The organism is Pseudomonas sp. R43(2017) (assembly GCF_002112345.1).
Classification (GTDB): Bacteria; Pseudomonadota; Gammaproteobacteria; order Pseudomonadales; family Pseudomonadaceae; genus Aquipseudomonas; species Aquipseudomonas kribbensis.
The window spans coordinates 224,345-248,045 of the sequence record NZ_NEHJ01000003.1 but is presented as its reverse complement, the minus strand read 5'-3'; the positions used below and the strand labels follow the sequence as shown (position 1 = coordinate 248,045).

The 23,701-nt window shown below is 62.3% G+C and carries 22 protein-coding genes; 10 read left to right on the top strand and 12 right to left on the bottom strand.

Translation table 11 applies throughout. From position 1 onward, the window contains the following. Positions 1–5: 5 nt before the first annotated feature. Entirely contained in the window at positions 6–911 is a 906-nt protein-coding gene (locus CAG02_RS09605; RefSeq protein ID WP_085712986.1) for an acyl-CoA dehydrogenase family protein, read from the bottom strand. Between the two features lie 153 nt (positions 912–1,064). Here CAG02_RS09605 and olsB point away from each other — a divergent pair, with 153 nt between their 5' ends. Together olsB and CAG02_RS09595 are read left to right on the top strand one after the other, a co-directional pair. After that, a complete protein-coding gene (gene olsB, locus CAG02_RS09600) occupies positions 1,065–1,820 on the top strand; it encodes an L-ornithine N(alpha)-acyltransferase (RefSeq protein ID WP_085712985.1) in 756 nt (251 codons plus the stop codon). Further along, entirely contained in the window at positions 1,820–2,614 is a 795-nt protein-coding gene (locus CAG02_RS09595) for a 1-acyl-sn-glycerol-3-phosphate acyltransferase (protein ID WP_085712984.1), read from the top strand. Before olsB ends, CAG02_RS09595 begins: the two co-directional genes overlap by 1 nt. Positions 2,615–2,628: 14 nt before the next feature. Here CAG02_RS09595 and CAG02_RS09590 read toward each other — a convergent pair whose 3' ends face one another. After that, a complete protein-coding gene (locus CAG02_RS09590) occupies positions 2,629–3,201 on the bottom strand; it encodes an ACP phosphodiesterase (protein WP_085712983.1) in 573 nt (190 codons plus the stop codon). 171 nt (positions 3,202–3,372) lie between these two features. Here CAG02_RS09590 and CAG02_RS09585 point away from each other — a divergent pair, with 171 nt between their 5' ends. The 3 genes from CAG02_RS09585 to CAG02_RS09575 are packed head-to-tail and all read left to right on the top strand — an operon-like array spanning position 3,373 to position 5,955. Next, positions 3,373–3,675 (top strand): helix-turn-helix transcriptional regulator, encoded by a 303-nt coding sequence (locus tag CAG02_RS09585; RefSeq protein WP_007957866.1) that lies wholly within the window; start codon positions 3,373–3,375, stop codon positions 3,673–3,675. Between the two features lie 34 nt (positions 3,676–3,709). Beyond that, entirely contained in the window at positions 3,710–4,873 is a 1,164-nt protein-coding gene (locus tag CAG02_RS09580; protein ID WP_085712982.1) for an MFS transporter, read from the top strand. 32 nt (positions 4,874–4,905) lie between these two features. Continuing rightward, positions 4,906–5,955, top strand: coding sequence for an alkene reductase (locus tag CAG02_RS09575; protein ID WP_085712981.1), 1,050 nt, complete (start codon positions 4,906–4,908; stop codon positions 5,953–5,955). A 240-nt stretch (positions 5,956–6,195) separates the two neighbouring features. Here CAG02_RS09575 and emhR read toward each other — a convergent pair whose 3' ends face one another. Further along, the gene (gene emhR, locus CAG02_RS09570; RefSeq protein ID WP_085712980.1) at positions 6,196–6,828 is read right to left on the bottom strand and encodes an efflux system transcriptional repressor EmhR; all 633 of its coding nucleotides are present in this window, start codon (positions 6,826–6,828) and stop codon (positions 6,196–6,198) included. A 267-nt stretch (positions 6,829–7,095) separates the two neighbouring features. Here emhR and emhA point away from each other — a divergent pair, with 267 nt between their 5' ends. The 5 genes from emhA (at position 7,096) to CAG02_RS09545 (ending at position 15,395) form a co-directional block, all read left to right on the top strand. Next, a complete protein-coding gene (emhA, locus tag CAG02_RS09565) occupies positions 7,096–8,250 on the top strand; it encodes an efflux RND transporter periplasmic adaptor subunit EmhA (protein ID WP_085712979.1) in 1,155 nt (384 codons plus the stop codon). Positions 8,251–8,253: 3 nt separating this feature from the next. Then, entirely contained in the window at positions 8,254–11,403 is a 3,150-nt protein-coding gene (emhB, locus tag CAG02_RS09560) for an efflux RND transporter permease subunit EmhB (RefSeq protein WP_085712978.1), read from the top strand. Further along, the gene (gene emhC, locus CAG02_RS09555) at positions 11,400–12,860 is read left to right on the top strand and encodes an efflux RND transporter outer membrane subunit EmhC (RefSeq protein ID WP_085712977.1); all 1,461 of its coding nucleotides are present in this window, start codon (positions 11,400–11,402) and stop codon (positions 12,858–12,860) included. Before emhB ends, emhC begins: the two co-directional genes overlap by 4 nt. A 291-nt stretch (positions 12,861–13,151) precedes the next feature. Then, positions 13,152–14,411 (top strand): OprD family porin, encoded by a 1,260-nt coding sequence (locus CAG02_RS09550; RefSeq protein ID WP_085712976.1) that lies wholly within the window; start codon positions 13,152–13,154, stop codon positions 14,409–14,411. 177 nt (positions 14,412–14,588) lie between these two features. Further along, positions 14,589–15,395 (top strand): methyltransferase domain-containing protein, encoded by an 807-nt coding sequence (locus CAG02_RS09545; RefSeq protein WP_085712975.1) that lies wholly within the window; start codon positions 14,589–14,591, stop codon positions 15,393–15,395. Positions 15,396–15,446: 51 nt separating this feature from the next. On the opposite strand, the gene pcaC is transcribed toward CAG02_RS09545, so the two are convergent. The 9 genes from pcaC to CAG02_RS09500 form a co-directional block, all read right to left on the bottom strand. After that, on the bottom strand, positions 15,447–15,839 hold the full coding sequence (pcaC, locus tag CAG02_RS09540; RefSeq protein WP_011332825.1) for a 4-carboxymuconolactone decarboxylase: 393 nt from the start codon (positions 15,837–15,839) through the stop codon (positions 15,447–15,449). Between the two features lie 10 nt (positions 15,840–15,849). After that, complete coding sequence (gene pcaD / locus CAG02_RS09535) at positions 15,850–16,641, bottom strand: 3-oxoadipate enol-lactonase (RefSeq protein WP_085712974.1); 792 nt, start codon at positions 16,639–16,641, stop codon at positions 15,850–15,852. A 12-nt stretch (positions 16,642–16,653) separates the two neighbouring features. Beyond that, entirely contained in the window at positions 16,654–18,018 is a 1,365-nt protein-coding gene (locus CAG02_RS09530; RefSeq protein WP_085712973.1) for a 3-carboxy-cis,cis-muconate cycloisomerase, read from the bottom strand. Positions 18,019–18,064: 46 nt separating this feature from the next. Further along, complete coding sequence (locus CAG02_RS09525; RefSeq protein ID WP_085712972.1) at positions 18,065–19,360, bottom strand: MFS family transporter; 1,296 nt, start codon at positions 19,358–19,360, stop codon at positions 18,065–18,067. A 188-nt stretch (positions 19,361–19,548) separates the two neighbouring features. Further along, positions 19,549–20,115, bottom strand: coding sequence for a protocatechuate 3,4-dioxygenase subunit alpha (pcaG, locus tag CAG02_RS09520; protein WP_085712971.1), 567 nt, complete (start codon positions 20,113–20,115; stop codon positions 19,549–19,551). Position 20,116: 1 nt separating this feature from the next. Then, positions 20,117–20,821 (bottom strand): protocatechuate 3,4-dioxygenase subunit beta, encoded by a 705-nt coding sequence (pcaH, locus tag CAG02_RS09515; protein WP_007957831.1) that lies wholly within the window; start codon positions 20,819–20,821, stop codon positions 20,117–20,119. Between the two features lie 36 nt (positions 20,822–20,857). After that, on the bottom strand, positions 20,858–22,063 hold the full coding sequence (pcaF, locus tag CAG02_RS09510; protein WP_170931581.1) for a 3-oxoadipyl-CoA thiolase: 1,206 nt from the start codon (positions 22,061–22,063) through the stop codon (positions 20,858–20,860). Further along, a complete protein-coding gene (locus CAG02_RS09505) occupies positions 22,060–22,839 on the bottom strand; it encodes a CoA-transferase subunit beta (protein WP_085712969.1) in 780 nt (259 codons plus the stop codon). The genes pcaF and CAG02_RS09505 overlap by 4 nt, the downstream gene beginning before the upstream one ends. After that, a complete protein-coding gene (locus CAG02_RS09500; protein ID WP_003222404.1) occupies positions 22,839–23,696 on the bottom strand; it encodes a CoA transferase subunit A in 858 nt (285 codons plus the stop codon). Before CAG02_RS09500 ends, CAG02_RS09505 begins: the two co-directional genes overlap by 1 nt. Between the last annotated feature and the right edge of the window lie 5 nt (positions 23,697–23,701).

Sequence of the window (23,701 nt, the reverse complement as noted above, 5' to 3'; positions counted from 1 at the left end):
CAAGACTAGCCGGCGTTCATGACAGATGTGTTTTGGCTGGCTGCCAACGCCTTGGCCAGTCGTTTGGCCCGTGCGCCTGCTGCCAGTTGCATCAGTGCCTGGTCGCGCTGCCACATCGCGGCCCATTCAGGATGACTGTCGCGCAATGCCTGATCGACTTCCGGTTTGAGCCCGTCGAACTGGGCAAACAAGCCACCGAGCAACACATGCCCGGCGGGATTGTTCGGCGGCTGGCGACTGACTTCCGCACAACCGGCCAATAGCGCCAGCAAGCGCAATTGCAGCGGCTGCGGCCAACCGCTGTCCTGACCGACGCCGTACAGCCATGCGGTCATTGCGCTCAACACGTAAACATCTTCAAGGGTGCGGAACGGTTTGACGTAAGCGTCCCAACCGTCCCCGGCGAGCAGCTCGCACTGGGCGTCGTCGAGGTGCAAGCGGCCATGGCTGATGTCCGGCATCAACGGCAACGCCGGGAGTTTTTCCACACGCACGCCGGATTCGCCGGGGTACACCACCGCCAGACTCAGGCGCGGTGATTCGCCGGGTTGCTCACTGCGGGCAGCGATCAACAGCCAGTCCGCCGCATCGCCTGCGGTAACGAAATCCTTTTGCCCGGTGAGACGCAAATCCGTGAGCCGGGTCTGCATGTCCGCCGGGCGCAAGCTGCGCTGTTCGGTCGCACACAACGCTCCCAGGCTCAGTGGCGCGCTCGGCCAGAGCATGCGCAACGCTGCCTGATAGCCCACCAGAAAAGCCAGCCCCGGCGTCGCCATCCGCCGCCCTCCCGCCACCGCCAGTTCGAACGGCGTGACGCTGCCCAGTTGATGCAACAGCGTGGCGAAACCCTCCGCCAGATCGGCAACGGCGGGCAGGCGTTCGCGACATTCAAGCAGGGTCGACCAGGTCATCAGAGGCTCCTCGTGGGCTGTCATATAAGCATCACCAAACATTCATGGCGATGACACCGGGGCTACATAGCCTGACTTTGCACAACACAGCTGCATAAAGAAAGTCGATCGGCTGTAACCCACGACGGGTTAAAGGCCCGTACGGAGATTCAAATGACTCAGATCGCCCGCATCAGCGACACCGGCAATGAACGCCGCCTGCAAGCCGAACGCCTGATCGGCGCCGAGGCCTTGCAGCAAGCCCAGGCCTTGCGTTTCAACGTGTTCAGCGGCGAGTTCAACGCCAAGCTGAAAGGCGCGGAACTGGGTCTGGACATGGATGACTATGATGTTCACTGCAGCCACATCGGCGTGCGTGACCTGAACACCGGCCGCCTGGTGGCGACCACTCGTTTGCTCGATCACACCGCCGCCAGCAGCCTGGGCAAGTTCTACAGCGAAGAAGAATTCAGCCTGCACGGCCTCGCCGGTCTGCAAGGCCCGATTCTGGAAATCGGCCGCACCTGCGTCGACCCGGCCTACCGCAACGGCGGCACCATCGCCGTACTCTGGGGCGAACTGGCCGAAGTCCTCAATCAGGGCGGCTACAGCTACCTGATGGGTTGCGCGAGCATCCCGATGCAGGACGGCGGCGTACAGGCCCACGCGATCATGCAGCGCCTGCGCGAACGTTATCTGTGCACCGAACACCTGCGCGCCGAACCGAAGAATCCGCTGCCAACGCTGGATCTTCCTTCGAACGTGATCGCCGAAATGCCACCGCTGCTCAAGGCCTACATGCGCCTGGGCGCGAAGATCTGCGGCGAGCCGTGCTGGGACGAAGACTTCCAGGTCGCCGACGTGTTCATCCTGCTCAAGCGCGACGAACTCTGCCCGCGCTACGCCAAGCACTTCAAGGCGGCCGTGTGATGAGCCGGCTGCGGGTGTACGCGCGGATTGCGCGGGTGCTGCTGGTGGTGACGCTGGGCCTGAGCATGGCCAGTGTCTTCGGGGTTTTCGAACGTCTGGGTCTGGCTCATTCGATGCAACGCCGGCAGCGCTGGTCGCGGTTTTTCATGGCGCGTCTGAGCAATGCCCTGCCCTTTCGCGTAACCGTCCACGGCGACTTGCCGAAGCAGCCGATGCTGTGGGTCAGCAACCATGTGTCGTGGACTGACATTCCGCTGCTCGGCATGCTCACGCCGCTGTCGTTTCTGTCCAAGGCCGAAGTGCGCACCTGGCCGGTGGCCGGCTGGCTGGCGGCAAAGGCCGGCAGCCTGTTCATCCGTCGCGGTTCGGGCGACAGCCAGTTGATCCGCAAGCAGATGACCCGTCACCTGCAAACCGATCATCCGCTGCTGATGTTCCCGGAAGGCACCACCACCGACGGTCGCTCGCTGCGTACCTTTCATGGTCGCCTGCTGTCGGCGGCGATTGATTCGGAAGTGATGCTGCAACCGGTGGCAATCCGTTATCTGCGTGACGGCGAGATCGACACGCTGGCACCGTTCATTGGCGACGATGATCTGCTGTCACACCTGATGCGTCTGTTCAGCAACGATTGCGGCGAGGTGGAAGTTCACCTGCTCAAGCCGATTGCCTGTCAGGGCCGGGAACGCGCTGCACTGGCGTACGAAGCCCAGCAAGCGGTGCAGAAAGCATTGTTCGGCGAGGTGGCCAAACCGGCCGAACCGCGTCGTGCAGGCGAGCTGATCGCTGCCTGATCGTCCTCATCTGCCTACAGCTGCCGGCCTGCAAAGTCCTGCAGCTGTGGGTAGAACAAACGAAAGTCATCACTGAGCGGTTCATACAGACGCCGCAGTTCCTGCATCGCCCCCGCCAGTTCTTCGGGTTTGCTCAGGCGCCGGGAAATCCCGCGCAGCACCTGTTCCAGCACTTCGAATTCCTGATACGAACCCAACCAGTCATTGGCCACCATGTGCGGGGCGATCTTCGCCAGGCGCTCGGGCAATTGCCGCTCGCTGGTCAGCACGCGGTAAACGTCGGTGGTGAATTGCCCCAACGGCCGGTCGGCGTACAACGCCCAATCGCGGGCCAGGCAATGGTCGAAGAACACGTCGAGGACGATGCCGGCATAACGGCGGCGGGTCGTGGAAAACCGCGCCAGTGAAGCGTCGACCAACGGGTGGCGATCGGTGAACACATCGATCTGACGATGCAGGGCAATCGCCGCTTCGATCTCTGGGTCGAACTGCCCTTGCAGCCGTCCCTTGACGAAATCGCCATACAGACTGCCGAGCAGTTGACCGGGGCGCTGGCCACCGAGGTGCAAATGTGCGAGATAGTTCATGGGCGCAGCTTAGCACCGCGCCCGCGTTTGTTTACACCTCACATATCGTTATAACCCGATATACCGATTTATGCGGTCGTCAGATCGAATTCATATTGGTATATCGCGAAATACCGATTTAAAGTTCGCCTCATCGCGATATAGCGCTACACACATCACGAGCAACCAGCCATGAACATTGACCTCGACGAAATAATAAAAGCCCTGGCACACCCAGTACGGCGAGACATCCTCAACTGGCTGAAAGACCCGAAAGCCCAGTTTCCGGAACAGATCCACAACCACGAGTACGGCATCTGCGCCGGGCAGATCGACCAACGCTGCGGCCTGTCGCAATCGACCGTCTCCGCCCACCTGGCCACCCTGCAACGGGCCGGGCTGATCAGCAGCCAGAAGGCCGGTCAGTGGCACTTTTTCAAACGCAACGAGGACGTGATCCAGGCGTTCCTCAGCACCCTCAGTAAAGAGCTCTGACCCTTAACGTCAGCCAGCCGAAAAGGACTAAATGATGCCCCTCTCGCTCCTCATACTCGCCCTGAGCGCCTTCGCCATCGGCACCACGGAATTCGTCATCATGGGCCTGTTACCCGATGTGGCGGCGGATCTCGGCGTGTCGATCCCCGGCGCCGGCTGGCTGGTGACCGGTTACGCCCTGGGCGTGGCCATCGGTGCACCGTTCATGGCGATGGCCACCGCCAAACTGCCGCGCAAGGCTGCACTGGTGGCGTTGATGGGCATCTTCATTATCGGCAACCTGCTCTGCGCCATCGCCACTGACTACGAGGTGCTGATGTTCGCCCGAGTGGTCACCGCCCTGTGCCACGGTGCGTTCTTCGGCATCGGTTCGGTGGTCGCGGCCAACCTGGTGGCGCCGAACAAACGCGCTTCGGCCGTGGCCCTGATGTTCACCGGCCTGACCCTCGCCAACGTGCTGGGTGTGCCGCTGGGCACCGCACTCGGTCAGGAAGCCGGCTGGCGTTCGACCTTCTGGGCAGTGACCGTGATTGGTGTGATCGCGCTGATCGGCCTGATCCGCTTCCTGCCGGCCAAGCGTGACGAAGAAAAACTCGACATGCGCGCCGAACTGGCTGCGCTCAAGGGCGCCGGGATCTGGCTGTCGCTGAGCATGACTGCACTGTTCGCTGCGTCGGTATTCACCCTGTTCACCTATGTCGCGCCGCTGCTGGGCGATGTCACCGGCGTCTCGCCCCGTGGCGTGACCTGGACCCTGATGTTGATCGGCCTGGGCCTGACCGTCGGCAACATCATCGGCGGCAAGATGGCCGACAAAGGCCTGGCCGCGACGCTGATCGGCGTGTTCATCGCCATGGCCGTGACCTCCACCGTCCTGACCTGGACCAGCGTCGCGCTGATCCCCACCGAAATCACCCTGTTCCTCTGGGCCACCGCGTGTTTCGCCGCCGTGCCTGCCCTGCAAGTGAACGTCGTGACCTACGGCCAGGCCGCACCGAACCTGGTGTCGACCCTGAACATCGGCGCCTTCAACGTCGGCAACGCCTTGGGCGCCTGGGTCGGCGGCAGCGTCATCGCCCACGGCTACGGCCTGACCAGCGTGCCTCTTGCTGCCGCAGCACTCGCGATCCTCGCCCTGCTGGTCACCCTGATCACATTCCGCCGGAACGGTAATCCCGAGCTGGCCACCGCTAACTGATTCACTCACTTACTTCACGAGGGTTGTATCTCATGGCAACAATTTTCGATCCGATCAAACTGGGCGACCTCGAGCTGTCCAACCGCATCATCATGGCGCCGCTGACCCGCTGCCGCGCCGACGAAGGCCGCGTACCGAACGCGCTGATGGCCGAGTACTACGTACAACGCGCCTCCGCCGGCCTGATCCTCAGCGAAGCCACCTCGGTGACCCCGATGGGCGTCGGCTACCCGGACACCCCGGGCATCTGGTCCAACGATCAGGTGCGCGGCTGGACCAACGTGACCAAGGCTGTTCACGCCGCCGGCGGCAAGATCGTCCTGCAACTGTGGCACGTCGGGCGGATTTCCCACCCGTCGTACCTGAACGGCGAAACCCCGGTTGCACCGAGCGCCATCCAGCCTAAAGGCCACGTCAGCCTGGTTCGCCCTCTGGCCGACTTCCCGACCCCACGCGCGCTGGAAACCGCTGAAATCGCCGACATCGTCGACGCCTACCGCGTCGGTGCGGAAAACGCCAAGGCCGCCGGTTTTGACGGCGTGGAAATCCACGGCGCCAACGGCTACCTGCTCGACCAGTTCCTGCAAAGCAGCACCAACCAGCGCACCGACAACTACGGCGGCTCCCTGGAAAACCGTGCCCGCCTGCTGCTGGAAGTGACCGACGCCGCCATCGAAGTCTGGGGCGCCGGCCGTGTCGGTGTACACCTGGCACCACGTGCCGACTCCCATGACATGGGCGACGACAACCTGGCCGAGACCTTCACCTACGTCGCCCGCGAACTGGGCAAGCGTGGCATCGCCTTCATCTGCTCCCGCGAGAAAGAAGGTGCCGACAGCCTCGGCCCGCAACTGAAAGAAGCCTTCGGCGGCGCGTACATCGCCAACGAGCGCTTCACCAAGGACAGCGCCAACGCGTGGCTGGCCGAGGGCAAGGCTGACGCCGTGGCATTCGGCATCCCGTTCATCGCCAACCCGGATCTGCCGGCCCGTCTGAAGGCCGACGCGCCGCTGAACCAGCCGCACCCGGAAACCTTCTACGGCAAAGGCGCAGTTGGTTACCTCGACTACCCGACGCTGTAAATCGCAGCGCAGAAACGCAAAAAGCCCCCGACTCGTGAGAGCCGGGGGCTTTTTATTGGGCGCGGGGTTCGCGAATCGCTCACAGGTTTGACACAAAATCCCTACAAAATACGTAGTTCGCTACGTATCAACTCGATGGGTTGAGGTATATAAAAGCAATCCACTGCGGCGAGGCGAACGAACAGGGATCTTCATCCGCCTCCTTCGTTGACATAACCTGATCCAATTACGCATTTTGTTTCATTTGCGCAGGCTGGGGCTCCAGCGCAGCATATCCAGCCCTGTATCGACCCAGCGCTCGGCTTCGGCGTACAGCTCGAAGCTGTCCGGGGCCAGCAGCCACTGATACAGGATGCCATCGATAAAGGCGTGAATGCTGATGGCAGCGCGGGCGGTGTCGAGGTCCGCCGGCAGTTGCCCACGATTGACCGCATTACTCAATGTCAGCGCGATCCGCACATTGCAATCGAGGCTGGCGGTCCGGCGCTGTTGGCGCAGGTCGCACATTTCATCGGTGAACTCGCACTTATGAAACAGAATTTCGTTGATACGCCGGGTCTTCGGGTCCAGCGCAACTTGATGAAACAAATGAATCAGCAGCTTGCGCATGCAGCCCAGCGGGTCGGGTTCGTCCTCGCTTTCGCTGGCCTTGGCCAGTTCATCCAGCGGCTCGTGCAGCGTATGGAGCATCGCCTGCAGCAAATCGGCCTTGTTGCTGAAGTGCCAATAGATGGCACCCCGCGTCACGCCGGCCAGGCTCGCGATATCGGAGAGCGTGGTGCGGGCCACTCCCCTCTCGAAGAAAGCTTTTTCGGCGGCTTCCAGAATCTGGCTTCGCGTTTCCTGAGCTTCCTCTTTGGTGCGACGAACCATGGCAGTAAAACCTCAAACAGGATGTTTCAGGGATGGCTGAATATCCGCTGAATAAAAAGGGGTGGATCTCTCGCGGATCGACTCCCCCGGCCTACAATTTCAGACCTTGCCACGACCTTTGTAACCGGTTGGGTACGCAGCCAAGGTGTTTACAAACAACCATGAACGTAAGTATATTCCTTAGCAAGCTACTTATCCACCCGGTAACCTTTTTTTACCCTTCCACACTTCTTGTGCGCTTTTCGCGCGCCTGACCCGAGGATCTTCATGCAATTCAAGCCAGCTGTTACCGCTCTGGTCACTGCCGTCGCCCTGGCATCGCTGCTCAGCGGATGTAAAAAGGAAGAGGCGGCTCCCGCCGCACCACCTCCTCAGGTCGGCGTCGTCACCCTGCAACCACAAGCCTTTACCCTGACGTCGGAACTTCCGGGCCGCACCAGTGCGTTCCGCATCGCTGAAGTCCGTCCGCAGGTCAACGGCATCATTCTCAAGCGTCTGTTCAAGGAAGGCGGCGATGTCAAAGCCGGCCAGCAGCTGTATCAGATCGATCCGTCGGTCTATGAAGCGACCCTGAAAAGCGCCGAAGCCAACCTGCGTTCGACCAAGTCGATCTCCGACCGCTACAAGCAACTGGTCGACGAGCAGGCCGTGAGCCGCCAGGAATACGACACGGCCGTGTCCAACCGCCTGCAATCGGAAGCCTCGCTGCAGAGCGCGCAGATCAACGTGCGTTACACCAAGGTCTACGCACCGATCTCCGGGCGTATCGGTCGCTCTTCGGTGACCGAAGGCGCGCTGGTCAGCAGCGGTCAGGCCGATGCGATGGCGACCATCCAGCAACTGGACCCGATCTACGTCGACGTTACCCAGTCCTCGGTCGAACTGCTGGAGCTGCGCCGTGAACTGGAAAGCGGTCGCCTGCAGAAGGCTGGCGACAACGCCGCTGCGGTCAAACTGACCCTGGAAGACGGCAGCCAGTACAAGCTCGACGGTAAGCTGGAATTCTCCGAAGTGTCGGTCGACCCGACCACCGGCTCCGTGACCCTGCGCGCCGTGTTCCCTAACCCGGATCACACCCTGTTGCCAGGCATGTTCGTGCGCGCCCAGCTGCAGGCCGGTGTCAACGCCGCCGCCATCCTGGCGCCGCAACAAGGCGTGACCCGTGACCTCAAGGGCACCCCGACCGCTCTGGTCGTCGGTGCGGACAATAAGGTCGAGCTGCGTCAGCTCAAGGCCAGCCGCACCGTCGGCAGCCAGTGGCTGATCGAAGACGGCCTGAAAGCCGGCGATCGCCTGATCACCGAAGGGCTGCAATTCGTGCGTCCGGGTGTTCAGGTCAATCCGACCGAAGCGACCAACGTAGCCAAGAACCCGGCACCCGCCAAGGCAGCTGACAAAGCCTACGGCGGCAAAGGGGAGTAACTCATGTCGAAATTTTTTATCGACCGTCCGATTTTCGCCTGGGTAATTGCCCTGGTGATCATGCTGGTCGGGGCTCTATCGATCCTCAAGTTGCCGATCAACCAGTACCCGAGCATTGCGCCACCGGCCATTGCGATTTCCGTGACCTACCCGGGTGCTTCGGCACAGACGGTCCAGGACACCGTGGTCCAGGTGATCGAGCAACAGCTCAACGGTATCGACAACCTGCGTTATGTGTCGTCGGAAAGTAACTCCGACGGCAGCATGACCATCACCGCGACCTTCGAGCAAGGCACCAACTCCGACACCGCGCAGGTTCAGGTCCAGAACAAGCTGAACCTGGCCACCCCGCTGTTGCCGCAGGAAGTGCAGCAACAGGGTATCCGCGTGACCAAGGCAGTGAAGAACTTCCTGCTGGTGATCGGCGTGGTTTCCAGTGACGGCAGCATGTCCAAGGACGACCTGTCCAACTACATCGTGTCGAACATGCAGGACCCGATCTCCCGGACCGCCGGTGTCGGTGACTTCCAGGTCTTCGGTGCCCAGTACGCAATGCGCATCTGGCTCGACCCGGCCAAGCTGAACAAGTACAACCTGACCCCGGCCGATGTCAGCGCCGCGATCTCGGCGCAGAACGTACAGATCTCCTCCGGTCAGCTCGGTGGTCTGCCGGCGCTGCCAGGCCAGCAACTGAACGCCACGATCATCGGCAAGACCCGTCTGCAGACGGCCGAGCAGTTCAAGGCGATTCTGCTTAAGGTCAACCAGGATGGTTCGCAAGTGCGTGTCGGCGATGTCGCCGACGTTGGTCTGGGTGGTGAAAACTCCACCATCTCGGCCCAGTTCAACGGCAAACCGTCTTCCGGTCTGGCGGTAAAACTGGCCAACGGCGCCAACGCCCTCGACACCGCCAAAGCCCTGCGCAAGACGATTGATGAACTCAAGCCGTTCTTCCCGCCAGGCATGGAAGTGGTGTTCCCGTACGACACCACCCCGGTGGTGACCGAATCGATCAAGGGTGTGGTTGAAACCCTGGTCGAAGCGATCGCGCTGGTGTTCCTGGTGATGTTCCTGTTCCTGCAGAACTTCCGCGCCACCGTCATCACCACGATGACCGTGCCGGTGGTATTGCTCGGTACGTTCGGCATCCTCGCGGCCGCCGGTTTCAGCATCAACACCCTGACCATGTTCGGTATGGTGCTGGCCATCGGCTTGCTGGTGGACGACGCCATCGTCGTGGTGGAAAACGTCGAGCGGGTGATGGCCGAAGAAGGCCTGTCACCGAAGGAAGCGACCAAGAAGTCCATGGGCCAGATCCAGGGCGCACTGGTCGGTATCGCCCTCGTACTGTCGGCGGTACTGCTGCCGATGGCGTTCTTCAGCGGCTCCACCGGTGTGATCTACCGTCAGTTCTCGATCACCATCGTCTCGGCCATGGCCCTGTCGGTAATGGTTGCACTGATCTTCACCCCGGCGCTCTGCGCAACCATGCTCAAGGCGATTCCGAAAGGCGAGCACGGCACGCCGAAAAAAGGTTTCTTCGGCTGGTTCAACCGCAACTTCGACCGCAGCGTGCGCAGCTACGAGCGCGGTGTCGGCAACATCCTGCAGCGCAAGGCGCCGTACCTGTTGGCCTACCTGTTGATCGTGGTCGGCATGATCTGGCTGTTCACCCGCATTCCGACGGCGTTCCTGCCGGAAGAAGACCAGGGTGTACTGTTCGCCCAGGTGCAGACTCCGGCCGGTTCCAGTGCCGAGCGCACTCAGGTGGTGATCGACGAAATGCGTTCCTACCTGCTGGATAAAGAATCCAGTTCGGTAGCCTCGGTATTCACCGTGAACGGCTTCAACTTCGCCGGCCGCGGTCAGAGCTCGGGTTTGGCGTTCATCATGCTCAAGCCATGGCACGAGCGTGGTGCGAACGACAGCGTATTTGCCCTGGCTCAGCGTGCCCAGCAACACTTCTTCAGTTTCCGCGACGCGATGGTGTTTGCCTTTGCTCCGCCGGCCGTACTGGAGTTGGGTAACGCCACCGGTTTCGACGTGTTCCTGCAAGACCGCGCCGGTATCGGTCACGACAAGCTGATGGAAGCCCGTAACCAGTTCCTCGGCATGGCCGCGAAGAGCAAGGTGCTCTACCAGGTGCGTCCGAACGGTCTGAACGACGAGCCGCAATACCACCTGGAAATCGACGACGAGAAGGCCCGTGCCCTGGGCTTGAGCCTGTCCGACATCAACAGCACCCTGTCGATCTCCTTCGGTAGTAGCTACGTCAACGACTTCATCGACCGTGGCCGTGTGAAGAAGGTGTACGTGCAAGGTCAGGCCGGTGCTCGCATGAGCCCTGAAGACCTGAAGAAGTGGTACGTGCGCAACAGCGCCGGCACCATGGTTCCGTTCTCCGCGTTCGCCAAGGGCGAGTGGATCTACGGTTCGCCGAAACTGGCGCGTTACAACGGTGTAGAAGCGATGGAGATCCTCGGTTCTCCGGCGCCGGGTTACTCCACCGGTGAAGCGATGGCCGAAGTCGAAGCGATCGCCGCCAAGCTGCCGCCAGGTGTCGGTATCTCCTGGACCGGCCTGTCCTACGAGGAACGTCTGTCCGGCTCGCAAGCGCCAGCGCTGTACGCTCTTTCGTTGCTGATGGTGTTCCTGTGTCTGGCGGCGCTGTATGAAAGCTGGTCGATCCCGATCGCGGTCATGCTCGTGGTGCCACTGGGGATCATCGGTGCACTGATGGCCACCAGCCTGCGCGGTCTGTCGAACGACGTGTACTTCCAGGTGGGACTGTTGACGACCATCGGTCTGGCGGCTAAAAACGCCATTCTGATCGTCGAGTTCGCCAAGGAGCTGCACGAGCAAGGGCGCAGTCTGCGCGATGCGGCGATCGAAGCCTGCCGCATGCGTCTGCGACCGATCATCATGACCTCGCTGGCGTTCGTCCTCGGTGTAGTACCGTTGGCCATCTCCACCGGCGCCGGCTCGGGCAGTCAACACGCGATCGGTACTGGCGTGATTGGCGGTATGCTCACGGCCACGATCCTGGCGATCTTCTGGGTCCCACTGTTCTTCGTCACTGTGTCGTCCATGGGTCAGCGCAAAATCGCTGGCGAGGATGACACCAAAGAAACTCCTAAAGAGGCTGGCCAATGAGCAAGTCGCTACTCTCCATCGCAGTCGCCGCCTTCGTGCTGAGCGGTTGCTCGCTGATACCGGATTATCAGCAGCCTGAAGCACCGGTGGCCGCGCAATTCCCGCAGGGCCCGGCGTACTCGCCGGCCCAGGCACCGGCGCAGGCCGCTGCCGAACAGGGTTGGAAGCAGTTTTTCCATGACCCTGCCCTGCAACAGCTGATCCAGGTTGCCCTGGAAAACAACCGCGACCTGCGCGTCGCGGCGCTGAACATCGACGCCTACGCGGCTCAATACCGCATCCAGCGTGCCGATCTGTTCCCGGCGGTTTCGGCCAATGCCAGCGGCAGCCGTCAGCGGGTTCCGGCCCGTGCATCGCAGACCGGTGAAGCGAACATCACCAGTTCCTACACTGCTACCGTCGGCATCAGCGCCTACGAGCTCGACCTGTTCGGTCGGGTTCGCAGCCTGAGCGAGCAAGCGCTGCAACAATACTTCGCCACCGAAGAAGCGCGCCGCAGCACCCAGATCAGCCTGGTGGCCAGCGTGGCCAACGCCTACCTGACCTGGCAGGCCGACAAGGAACTGCTGAAGCTGACTCAAGACACCCTCGGTGCCTTCGAGGAAAGCTACAAGCTGACCAGCCGCAGCAACGAAGTCGGTGTGGCCTCGGCACTGGACCTGGCGCAGTCACGCACTTCGGTCGAGAACGCCCGTGCCCAACTGGCGCGTTACACCCGCCAGGTGGCCCAGGACGAAAACAGCCTGACCCTGCTGCTCGGTACTGGCGTGCCGGCCAACCTGCAAGCGGCCAAACCGCTGTCGGATGACCTGCTCAGCGATGTGCCGGCCGGTCTGCCGTCGGATCTGCTGCAACGTCGTCCGGACATCCTTCAGGCCGAATACAACCTGAAGGCGGCCAACGCCAACATCGGCGCCGCCCGTGCAGCGTTCTTCCCGAGCATCAGCCTGACCGCCAACGCGGGCAGCCTGAGCCCGGACCTGTCCGGCCTGTTCAAGGGCGGTTCGGGCACCTGGCTGTTCCAGCCGCAGATCAACCTGCCGATCTTCAACGCCGGCAGCCTGCGCGCCAGCCTCGACTACGCCAAGATCCAGAAGGACATTGGCGTGGCGAACTACGAGAAGTCCATTCAAACGGCCTTCCAGGAAGTCGCCGACGGCCTGGCCGCACGCCAGACCTACACCGAGCAGCTGCAGGCCCAGCGTGATTTCGTCGCCGCGAACCAGGACTACTACCGTCTGGCCGAGCGTCGCTATCGCATCGGCGTCGACAGCAACCTGACCTTCCTCGATGCCCAGCGTCAGCTGTTCAGCGCCCAACAGGCCCTGATCACCGACCGCCTCGCGCAGCTGACCAGCGCGGTCAACCTGTACAAGGCACTGGGTGGTGGCTGGAATGCGCAAACCGCGCAGAACGAGCCGCTGAAAGAAGAAGCGCCGAAGATGAAGTTGTTCTGATCGTCTCGCGATAAACAAAAAGCCCACCATTCGGTGGGCTTTTTGTTGCCCGCTCATCTTGCGTTCGATAATCGCCCGGAACCCGCTTTCAGCGATTGAACCGCGCCACTCGCGCCCCGCACCATTCGACCCACAAAACCAATAACAACAGGTTCGACACCATGTACCCGCGCCCTGCCCCGTCCGGCTGACACCAGCCGAAATCTCCCGATGTTGCAACCTCGTGTCAGCCCCTGAAACGGCTGCAACGGATCCCGTTCGTCTTCAAAAAAATAAAAAAGAGACCCTGCGATGACCCATCCCACTGCGCCATACGCCCTCCCCGGCCTGATTGCCCTGGCTCTGCTCGGCACCGCCCTGCCCGCGGCCGCTGAAGAAGCAGGCTTCATCGACGGTGCCAAGGCCGACCTGAACCTGCGCAACTTCTACATCAACCGCAACTTCACCAACCCGACCAAGGCCCAGGGTCTGGCGCAGGAATGGACGCAGAGTTTCATCCTCGACGCCAAATCCGGTTTCACCCAGGGCACCGTCGGTTTCGGCATGGACGTATTGGGGCTGTACTCGGTGAAACTCGATGGCGGCAAAGGCACGGGGGGCACGCAACTGTTACCGCTGGATCATGACGGTCGCCCGGCGGACACCTTCGGCCGCACCAACGTGGCGTTCAAGGCCAGACTGTCGCAGACCGAAATCAAGGTCGGCGAATGGATGCCGGTACTGCCGATCCTGCGCTCGGACGACGGTCGCTCGCTGCCGCAGACCTTTCGCGGCGGGCAGATCACCTCGAAGGAAATCGACGGCCTGACCCTGTATGGCGGCCAGTTCCGCGCCAACAGCCCGCGCGACGACAGCAGCATGAGCGACATGTCGATGTTCGGCAAAGCGGCGTTCACTTCGGATCGCTTCAACTTTCAGGGCGGCGAATACGCGTTCAACGACAAGCGCACGCAGATCGGCCTGTGGAACGCCGAACTCAAGGACATCTACAGCCAGCAATACGTCAACCTGATCCACAGCCAGCCGCTCGGCGACTGGACCCTGGGCGCCAACCTCGGTTTCTTCTACGGCAAGGACGACGGCAGCGCCCGGGCCGGCAAGCTCGACAACAAGACCTGGTCGGGGCTGTTCTCCGCGCGCTACGGCGGCAACACCTTCTACGTCGGCCTGCAGAAACTCACCGGCGACAGCAACTGGATGCGGGTCAACGGCACCAGCGGCGGGACCCTGGCCAACGACAGCTACAACTCAAGCTATGACAACGCTCAGGAACGCTCCTGGCAAATCCGCCACGACTACAATTTCGCCGCCCTCGGCATCCCCGGCCTGACCCTGATGAACCGTTACCTCAGCGGCGACAACGTGCACACCGGCACCATCACCGACGGCAAGGAATGGGGCCGCGAATCGGAACTGGGCTACACCGTGCAGAGCGGCACGCTGAAGAACCTGAATGTGCGGTGGCGCAATTCGACCATGCGCCGTGACTACAGCAATAACGAGTTCGACGAAAACCGGGTGATCGTCAGCTACCCGATCAACCTGCTCTAGAGGGCTGTGCCATCCGTCAGGATTCATGGATCGTCACCCATCGTTGAGTACAGTGGATGCACCTGAAGGACTCAGGCGCTCCACCCTTCCCGCTTCCGTTATCTGTTGATGTTGGTCCCCCGGGACTTGAGCCAGGCTGTCACCGGAAGACACTGCCGATCATCGGAGGACCACCTCATGATCACTCGAGTCAAACCGGCTCCCGATTGGGATGCCAGGGCGTATCAGCAGTTTTCCCGTCTCAGGCAACAACCGGTCGATGAACTGCTCGGCCGCGTCGATCTGCACGATCCTCAACGCATCTACGATCTCGGTTGCGGCACCGGAATTGCCACGAAGGTTCTTGCAGATCGCTGGCCCCGGGCCGATCTCAAGGGCATCGACAGTTCGCAAGACATGCTTCAGGTCGCGCGCTGTCTGCCGATCAAGGCGCGCTGGCAGCACGCCGAGCTGCAACACTGGAAACCCCGCAAGCCGGCTGACCTGCTGTTCGCCGCTGCTGTGCTGCATTTCATCGATGACCATCAAACGCTGTTGCCAGGATTGCTCCGTCACCTCAACCCCGGCGGATGCCTGGCCGCCCATATGCCCGACTGGCGCGATGCGCTGTGGTATCGCCTGATGCTCGACACCCTCGAAGATGCCAGCCCCGGAGGTCAACCGCTGGGCAGCCCGCAACTGCGCCAGCGCATGGCCGCGCGGCCGTTGTTGTCGCTGGAGGATTACTACCGTTTGCTCGCACCGCTGACCCGGTCGCTGGATATCTGGGAAACCGAGCAATTGCAGGTGGTCGACGGCAAGTCACCGGTTTATGACTGGGTAAAGGTGTCGGCGCTGCGGCCGGTGATGCAGGGGCTGACGCCGGAGGAACAGGCGCGCTTCATCTATCACTACCTGATGCGGGTGCATGCGCATTATCCGCAGGAAGACGACGGGCATACGTTGTTTCCGTTCAAGCGGATATTCATTGTCGCCAAGGTGTGAAGCTCTAAGGATCGCAGCCTTCCACAGGCTGCGATCCCTCGAATTCAACGATTACTCGCGTGATTCGGTACCCAACTCATCCCACACCGATTCGGCCAGATGAAACGTCGCATTCGCCGCCGGAATCCCGCAGTAGATCGCGCTCTGCATGATCACTTCCTTGATCTCGCCACGGCTCACGCCATTGTTGGCCGCCGCCCGCAGGTGCAACTTGAGTTCGCCTTCGCGGTTCATGCCGATCAGCATGGCGATGGTAATCAGGCTGCGGGTGTGGCGCGGCAGGCCCGGACGGGTCCAGATGTCGCCCCAGGCGTGCCGGGTGATCATCTCCTGGAACTCCGAGTTGAACTCGGTCAGCGTGGTCAGGCTGCGATCGACATGGGCATCACCGAGCACCGCGCGGCGCACTTGCATGCCGTCGTCATAACGTTGTTTCTCGTCCACAAAAGTCCCCTCAAGCGGCCAGCAGGAATGTCAGCACACGGTCGCTGAACGCGTTGCCGGCCTGAACGTTGGAAAGATGTGCGGCATAGAACTCGGCGTACTCGGCGCCGCGCACATGCTCCTGAATGAAATGCCCGCCGGACGGTGGCGTCACCGCATCTTCCGAGCCGGCAATCACCAGCATCGGGACCGTGATCGACGCCAGTTGATCGCGGAAATCCGCATCGCGCACCGCCGCGCAGTTGGCAGCGTAACCTTCAGGATTGGTGGCCGCGAGCATGTCGGTGATCTGCTTGGCCGCTGCCGGATTGGCCGCCGAAAAATCTGGCGTAAACCAGCGGGCAATCGATGCATCGCGCAACGCGACCATCGCCGCCGGGCCGTCACGCAGCACGGTTTCGATGCGCGGATTCCACACCGACGGATCGCCGATTTTGGCGGCGGTGTTGCAGACGATCAGCTTGTTCAGACGCTGGCCGGCGTTGATCCCCAGCCATTGGCCGATCAAGCCGCCCATGGACAGACCGCAGAAATACGCACGTTCGATGTGCAGTGCATCCAGCAGCGCCAGCACGTCGCGGCCCAGTTGCTCGATGCTGTAGGGGCCCGGCGTCACCAACGACTGGCCGTGACCACGGGTGTCGAAACGCAGCACGCGAAAATGCTCGGTGAACGCCGGCATCTGGGCGTCCCACATGTGCAGGTCAGTGCCCAGCGAGTTGGACAGGACCAGCACCGGCGCATCGACCGGGCCTTCCAATGAGTAATGCAGTTCGCCATCGGCGAGTTGAACGAAAGCCACAGCCCTCTCCTTTCAGTCAGACAATGCGTTGTGTTCGGCCAGCGCCCGCTCGACCCAGACCTGCGCCTGACCGAGGTAGCGGGCGGGATCGAGCAGGTGATCCAGTTCGGTTGCGCTGAGCTCGGCGGTCACTTGCGGCTCGTCGCCGAGTACCGCACGCAGATGGCGTTGTTCGGCCACCGCCCGTTTGCAGCATTGTTCGAGCAGATGATGCGCGGCGTCGCGGCCGACCCGTTGCGCGAGCACGATGCTCACCGCTTCGGCCAGCACCAGACCTTGGGTCAATTCCAGGTTGCGGCCCATGCGCGCGGCATCGACTTCCAGACCATCAGCCAGCAATCGCGCCTGTTGCAGCGCGCCCGACACCAGGCAGCAGATTTCCGGCAAGGTTTCCCACTCGGCGTGCCACAGACCGAGGCTGCGTTCGTGTTCCTGAGGCATGGCGCTGAACAGCGTCGAGACCAGACCCGGCACACGGGTCGCCGCACCAATCAACACCGCCGCGCCCACCGGGTTGCGCTTGTGCGGCATGGTCGAGGAGCCGCCCTTGCCCGGCGCCGAAGGCTCGAACACTTCCGCCGCCTCAGTCTGCATCAACAGGCTGATGTCGCGGCCGAGTTTGCCGAGGCTGCCGGCGATCAGACCGAGCACCGCGCCGAACTCGACAATGCGATCGCGCTGGGTGTGCCAGGGTTGTTCCGGCAGGGTCAGATTCAGTTCTTCGGCCAGCGCACGGGCAATCGGCAACGCCTGTTCACCCAGCGCCGCGAGGGTGCCGGACGCGCCGCCGAATTGCAGCACCAGCAGCCGTGGTTTGAGTTCGCGCAGACGCTGACGGCTGCGGGTCACAGCGCCGAGCCAGCCGGCGATCTTCATACCGAGAGTGACCGGCGTTGCGTGTTGCAGCCAGGTGCGTCCGGCCAATGGCGTCGCGGCGTGGCGCTGCGCCTGAGTGGCGAGGGAACTGGCCAGTTGCGCCAGCTCCGCCTCGATCAGCGCCAGCGCCTGACGCAATTGCAGCACCAGCCCGGAATCCATGACGTCCTGGCTGGTGGCGCCCAGATGTACATAACGTTCGGCTTCAGCATCGGATGCGGCGATCCGTTTGCCCAACGCCTTGACCAGCGGGATCGCCGAGTTGCCCGCCGTGGCGATGGCTTCGCCCAACGCTGCGAAATCAAACAACTCGGCGCGGCAGGCGTTTTCGATGGCTGCCACAGCGCTCGCCGGAATCACCCCGACCCGCGCTTCGGCCCGGGCCAGCGCGGCTTCGAAGTCGAGCATCGCCTGCACCCGGCCCTGATCGCAGAACACCTCGCGCATTTCGCGGGCAGTGAAATAGGCATCGAACAATTGATTGCCCGGTCGCTGAGTCATAAACAGTCCTTGCCGGCGCGGGCCATCGCGGCCCGCGCACTTCGGTTTAGAGATCGTGGTGCAAATACGCGGCCTGTTTCGGCAAGCGCAGGCTGAACAGGAACGCCACTGCCATCATCACCGTGACGTACCAATAGAAGGCGTTTTCCATGCCCCCGGCCTTGAGGCTCAGAGCCACATATTCCGCCGAACCGCCGAAGATCGCGTTGGCCACCGCATAGGCCAGGCCGACGCCAAGGGCGCGCACTTCCGGCGGGAACATTTCGGCTTTCACCAGGCCGCTGATCGAGGTGTAGAAACTGACGATTGCCAGCGCCACGGTGATCAGCACAAAAGCCAGGAACGGACTGCTGACGCTTTTCAGGCTCAACAGGATCGGCACGGTGAACAGCGTACCGAGGGCACCGAACCAGAGCATCGAGTTACGTCGGCCGATCTTGTCGGCGAGCATGCCGAACAGTGGCTGCATGCACATATATAAGAAGAGCGCGCCGGTCATGATGAAACTGGCGGTCTTGGCGTGCATGCCGGCGGTGTTCACCAGGTACTTCTGCATGTACGTGGTGAAGGTGTAGAAAATCAGCGAGCCGCCGGCGGTGTAACCCAGCACGGTGATAAACGCGGCTTTGTGATCGCGGAACAGCGCAGCGATGCTGCCGGCGTCCTTGTGCTCACGGGTTTCCTTGTTGGTGGTTTCTTTCAGGGTGCGACGCAGGAACAGCGAAATCAGCGCCGCCACCGCCCCGACCACGAACGGAATCCGCCAGCCGTAGGCCCGCAGTTCGTCTTCAGAGAGAAACTGTTGCAGGATCACCACCACCAGCACCGCCAGCAGTTGCCCGCCGATCAGCGTCACGTACTGGAACGAGGCAAAGAATCCGCGCTGGCCCTTGAGCGCGACTTCGCTCATGTACGTCGCCGTGGCGCCGTACTCACCGCCCACCGACAAGCCTTGCAGCAGACGCGCGAACAGCAACAGCACCGGTGCCCAGACGCCGATGCTGTTGTAGGTCGGCAGACAGGCGATGAGCAACGAGCCGAAGCACATCATCAGAATCGAGATCAGCATCGAATTCTTGCGCCCGTGCTTGTCCGCCACCCGACCGAAGATCCAGCCGCCGATCGGTCGCATCAGGAACCCGGCCGCGAACACGCCTGCCGTGTTTACAAGCTGCACCGTAGGGTTGTCCGAGGGGAAGAACGCCGGGGCGAAATAGATCGCGCAGAAGGCGTAGACATAGAAGTCGAACCATTCGACGAGGTTGCCGGACGAGGCGCCGACAATCGCGAAGATACGCTTGCTGCGCTCTTCGCCGGTGTAATGGGTGGTGGTGGTTGTCATTGTTTTTCACTCGATAGGGACAGTGAGAGTCTAGACACACTTCGCAACAGTCCCGTTCCACAGATACTCAAGCGCTGCAAATCCCTGTGGGAGCGGGCTTGCCCGCGATGCGGAGTGTCATTCAGCACATAGGTCACTGATCTACCGCCATCGCGAGCAAGCTCGCTCCCACAGGGTTAAGTGGTGTTCTAGTAATCGAAGAACACGGTTTCCGCGTCAGTGCCCTGTAGGATCACATTCCACTGATAGACACCCTCTGCATCCTGCTTCGCCAGCAATGTGCTGCGGCGCTCGGCCGGTACGCATTCGAGCAGAGGATCATTGACGTTTGCCGGATCGCCGTCGAAGTAGATCCGCGTCAGCAAGTGCTTCACCAGCCCGCGCGCAAACACCAGCACCACCAGATGCGGTGCCTGGGTCGTGCCTTTCAGGCCTTCGACCGTGCCCGGTTTGATCGTGGTGAAACGGAAACGCCCTTCGGCGTCCACCGGCACCCGGCCGAAACCTTCGAAATTCGGGTCCAGCGGTTTGGCCTGCTCGTCTTCCGGGTGATCGTATTTGCCGGCGGCGTTGGCCTGCCAGACTTCGAGCATGGCGTCGTTGACGACATCGCCGTTGCCGTCCACCACTTGCCCGGTGATCGCCACGCGCTGGCCGAGGGTCAGTTCATTGGCGAGGTTTTCGCGGTTCAGCCAGGTCAGGCCAATGTGGTAATACGGCCCGACGGTGTGGGACGTGGTCGCAGTCAGGGTCATCTCATTTCTCCATCGGCGTGGCTTCGCGGCCGCGCAGCACGATGTCCCAGCGATAAGCGAGGGCGTAGGACGGAATGGTTTTTTCCAGATCGAAAGCGGCGATCAGGCGTTCCTTGGCCGAAGTGTCCGGCACGCAGTTGTAGATCGGGTCGTAGGGCAGCAGCGGGTCGCCGGGGAAATACATCTGCGTGACCAGACGCGTCAGGATGCTCGGGCCGAACAACGAGAAATGCACGTGGGCCGGGCGCCAGGCGTTGTGGTGGTTGCCCCACGGATAGGCGCCGGGCTTGATGGTCTGGAACTGATACCAGCCATCGGCGTCAGTCACGGTGCGGCCGGTGCCGGTGAAATTCGGGTCCAGCGGCGCGTCGTGCAGGTCACGGGCGTGGTTGTAGCGACCGGCAGCGTTGGCCTGCCAGATCTCCACCAGAATCCCCGGCACCGGCAGACCGTCTTCATCGAGCACACGCCCGTGGATGATGATCCGCTCGCCGAGCGGCTCGCCCTGATGCTGGGCGGTCAGATCGTTATCGGTGTCGGCCACGCGTTCGGCGCCGATGGTCGGACCGGTGATTTCCGACAGCGAGTGAGGCAGGAACACCAACGGCTTGGACGGCGAGCGCAGGTTGGTGGATTGATAATTCGGGTGCAGATACGGCGGCTGGGTGCCTTCCTGCGGGCGGCGGTAACCAGGCTTGTCAGTCATTTCGCTTTCCTCTGTTCTTGTTCGTCACGGCTTGCGTCAGACGCGTTCGATGGCCAGGGCCAGACCCTGGCCGACACCGACGCACATGGTCGCCAGACCTTTCTTGCCACCGGTCTTTTCCAGTTGATGCAGGGCAGTCAGCACCAGACGCGCGCCACTCATTCCAAGCGGATGACCGAGGGCAATCGCCCCGCCGTTCGGGTTGACCTGGGCTGCGTCGTCCGCCAGCCCCAGTTCGCGCAGCACCGCCAGACCCTGGCTGGCAAACGCTTCGTTGAGTTCGATCACATCGAAATCGCTGACCGCCACGCCGAGGCGCTCGGTGAGTTTGCGCACCGCCGGTACCGGGCCGATGCCCATCACCCGTGGCGCCACCCCGGCACTGGCCATGCCCAGCACTTTGGCGCGGGCGGTCAGACCGTGTTTTTTCACCGCTTCGGCCGAGGCCAGAATCAGCGCGGCCGCGCCGTCATTCACGCCCGAGGCATTGCCGGCGGTGACAGTCTTGTCCGGGCCATTCACCGGTTTCAGTCTGGTCAGGGCTTCAAGGGTGGTGTCGGCCCGAGGATGTTCGTCCTGGCTGACCACGGTTTCGCCTTTCTTGTGGGCGATCCGCACTTCGACGATTTCCTCGGCGAAGTAGCCGGCAGCCTGGGCGGCGGCCGTCCGTTGCTGACTGCGCAGGGCGAAAGCGTCCTGGTCCTCGCGCGACACTTTATAGTCGTCGGCGACGTTGTCAGCGGTCTGCGGCATTGCGTCGACGCCATACTGCGCCTTCATCAACGGGTTGATGAAACGCCAGCCGATGGTGGTGTCTTCCAGCTTCATGTTGCGCGAGAACGCCGCGTCAGCCTTGCCCATTACGAACGGCGCGCGGGACATCGACTCGACACCGCCGGCAATCGCCAGCTCCATTTCGCCGCTGGCGATGGCGCGGAACGCCGTGCCGATGGAGTCCATGCCCGACGCGCAAAGGCGATTGAGGGTGACGCCGGGAACGCTCTCCGGTAGACCGGCCAGCAACAGCGCCATGCGCGCCACGTTGCGGTTGTCTTCACCGGCCTGGTTGGCGCAACCGAGGAATACTTCGTCGAGGGCGCTCCAGTCCACCGACGGGTTGCGCTCCATCAGGGCCTTGATCGGCACGGCGGCCAGGTCGTCGGCGCGAACCGCCGCCAGACCACCACCGAAACGACCGATGGGGGTACGAATCGCATCGCAAATATAAACGTCGCGCATCATGCCTCTCCTGGTGTCTGGCCGTGAGCCGCTGCGGTGCGGGCTTCGAGATCGCGCAAAGCGCTCAGCTCGACCTCGGTCGGTTCGGCAGTGGTGGCCACGCTGTCGGCAAAACGGATGGCCCAGCCGGTGGCGGCGACCACTTGCTCACGGGTCACGCCCGGATGCAGCGCGGTGACCACGAACTCATTGGTGCCCTCTTCCGGCTCCATGATGCACAGGTCAGTGATGATGCCGACGGGACCTGCGCCCGGCAGGCCCAGGCGTTTACGCGAATCGCCGCCCTCGCCATGGCCGACCGAGGTAATGAAATCGAGCTTGTCGACAAACGAGCGCGCCGACTGTTTAAGGATGATCAGCACGCTTTTCGCGGAGCCGGCGATTTCCGGCGCACCACCGGCACCCGGCAGACGGACTTTCGGCTGATGGTAATCGCCGACCACCGTGGTGTTGATGTTGCCGAAACGGTCGACCTGCGCCGCGCCGAGAAAACCGACGTCGATGCGCCCGCCCTGCAGCCAGTAGCGAAAAATCTCACCGGTCGGAACTACGGTGTCGGCGGTTTCCGCCAGCTCGCCGTCACCGATCGACAGTGGCAACACACTTGGCTTGGCGCCGATCGGGCCCGACTCGTAGATCAGCACCACGTCCGGTGACGAGGTCAGGCGCGCCAGGTTGGCGGCTTTCGACGGCAGGCCGATGCCGACGAAGCACACCGAGCCGTTCTTCAGGCGACGGGCCGCGGCGACGGTCATCATTTCATTGGTGGTGTAAGTCATTACTTGGCCTCCGAAGCAGCGGCCAACTTGGCCTGGAACTCGCTGAAGTCAGCGCAGCCATGGATGTATTCGTTGATCCACGCGGTAAACGTCTCACGGTCGCGGGCGATCGGATCCCACGCCTGATAGAAACGATTGTCACGCTCGGTGTAACCGTGGGCGTAGGACGGATGCGCGCCACCGGGTACATGGCAGACAGCGCTCAGGGCCCAGGTCGGCAGCACGCAGGCATTCATCGGCGCGTTGAGGTTGTCGACGATTTCTTCGACGGTGACGATGCAGCGCTTGGCCGCCAGTGCGGCTTCTTTCTGCACACCGAGGATGCCCCACAGCAGCACGTTGCCCTGACGGTCGGCCTTCTGGGCGTGGATCACGGTCACGTCCGGACGCACTGACGGCACCGCCGCCAACACTTCACCGGTGAACGGGCACGTCACGGACTTGATCAGCGGGTTGACCTTCGGCAGGTCGGAACCGGCGTAGGCCCGAAGCACCGCGAACGGCAGGCCGGAGGCGCCGGCGACGTAAGCGTTGGCCAGGTCGGCGTGGCTGTGTTCTTCGATTTCCAGCGCGTGGGGCCATTGTTTCTCGACTGCGTCACGCAGGCGGTGCAGCGACCCCACGCCAGGGTTGCCGCCCCAGGAGAAGATCAGCTTGCGTGCACAACCGGCGCCGATCAGTTGGTCGTAGATCAGGTCAGGCGTCATCCGCACCAGGGTCAGATCTTTCTTGCCCTGACGAATGATTTCATGACCCGCCGCCGTAGGGATCAGGTGAGTGAAGCCTTCGAGCGCGACGGTGTCGCCGTCGTTGACGAATTGCTTCACCGCGTCGTGCAGCGAAAGGATCTCAGCCATGGAGC

Coding starts and splice junctions, on each gene's coding strand:
- CAG02_RS09605 (WP_085712986.1), bottom strand. CDS start 911: ATGACCTGGTCGACCCTGCTTGAATGTCGCGAACGCCTGCCCGCCGTT.
- olsB (WP_085712985.1), top strand. CDS start 1,065: ATGACTCAGATCGCCCGCATCAGCGACACCGGCAATGAACGCCGCCTG.
- CAG02_RS09595 (WP_085712984.1), top strand. CDS start 1,820: ATGAGCCGGCTGCGGGTGTACGCGCGGATTGCGCGGGTGCTGCTGGTG.
- CAG02_RS09590 (WP_085712983.1), bottom strand. CDS start 3,201: ATGAACTATCTCGCACATTTGCACCTCGGTGGCCAGCGCCCCGGTCAA.
- CAG02_RS09585 (WP_007957866.1), top strand. CDS start 3,373: ATGAACATTGACCTCGACGAAATAATAAAAGCCCTGGCACACCCAGTA.
- CAG02_RS09580 (WP_085712982.1), top strand. CDS start 3,710: ATGCCCCTCTCGCTCCTCATACTCGCCCTGAGCGCCTTCGCCATCGGC.
- CAG02_RS09575 (WP_085712981.1), top strand. CDS start 4,906: ATGGCAACAATTTTCGATCCGATCAAACTGGGCGACCTCGAGCTGTCC.
- emhR (WP_085712980.1), bottom strand. CDS start 6,828: ATGGTTCGTCGCACCAAAGAGGAAGCTCAGGAAACGCGAAGCCAGATT.
- emhA (WP_085712979.1), top strand. CDS start 7,096: ATGCAATTCAAGCCAGCTGTTACCGCTCTGGTCACTGCCGTCGCCCTG.
- emhB (WP_085712978.1), top strand. CDS start 8,254: ATGTCGAAATTTTTTATCGACCGTCCGATTTTCGCCTGGGTAATTGCC.
- emhC (WP_085712977.1), top strand. CDS start 11,400: ATGAGCAAGTCGCTACTCTCCATCGCAGTCGCCGCCTTCGTGCTGAGC.
- CAG02_RS09550 (WP_085712976.1), top strand. CDS start 13,152: ATGACCCATCCCACTGCGCCATACGCCCTCCCCGGCCTGATTGCCCTG.
- CAG02_RS09545 (WP_085712975.1), top strand. CDS start 14,589: ATGATCACTCGAGTCAAACCGGCTCCCGATTGGGATGCCAGGGCGTAT.
- CAG02_RS09530 (WP_085712973.1), bottom strand. CDS start 18,018: ATGACTCAGCGACCGGGCAATCAATTGTTCGATGCCTATTTCACTGCC.
- CAG02_RS09525 (WP_085712972.1), bottom strand. CDS start 19,360: ATGACAACCACCACCACCCATTACACCGGCGAAGAGCGCAGCAAGCGT.
- pcaG (WP_085712971.1), bottom strand. CDS start 20,115: ATGACCCTGACTGCGACCACGTCCCACACCGTCGGGCCGTATTACCAC.
- pcaH (WP_007957831.1), bottom strand. CDS start 20,821: ATGACTGACAAGCCTGGTTACCGCCGCCCGCAGGAAGGCACCCAGCCG.
- pcaF (WP_170931581.1), bottom strand. CDS start 22,063: ATGATGCGCGACGTTTATATTTGCGATGCGATTCGTACCCCCATCGGT.
- CAG02_RS09505 (WP_085712969.1), bottom strand. CDS start 22,839: ATGACTTACACCACCAATGAAATGATGACCGTCGCCGCGGCCCGTCGC.
- CAG02_RS09500 (WP_003222404.1), bottom strand. CDS start 23,696: ATGGCTGAGATCCTTTCGCTGCACGACGCGGTGAAGCAATTCGTCAAC.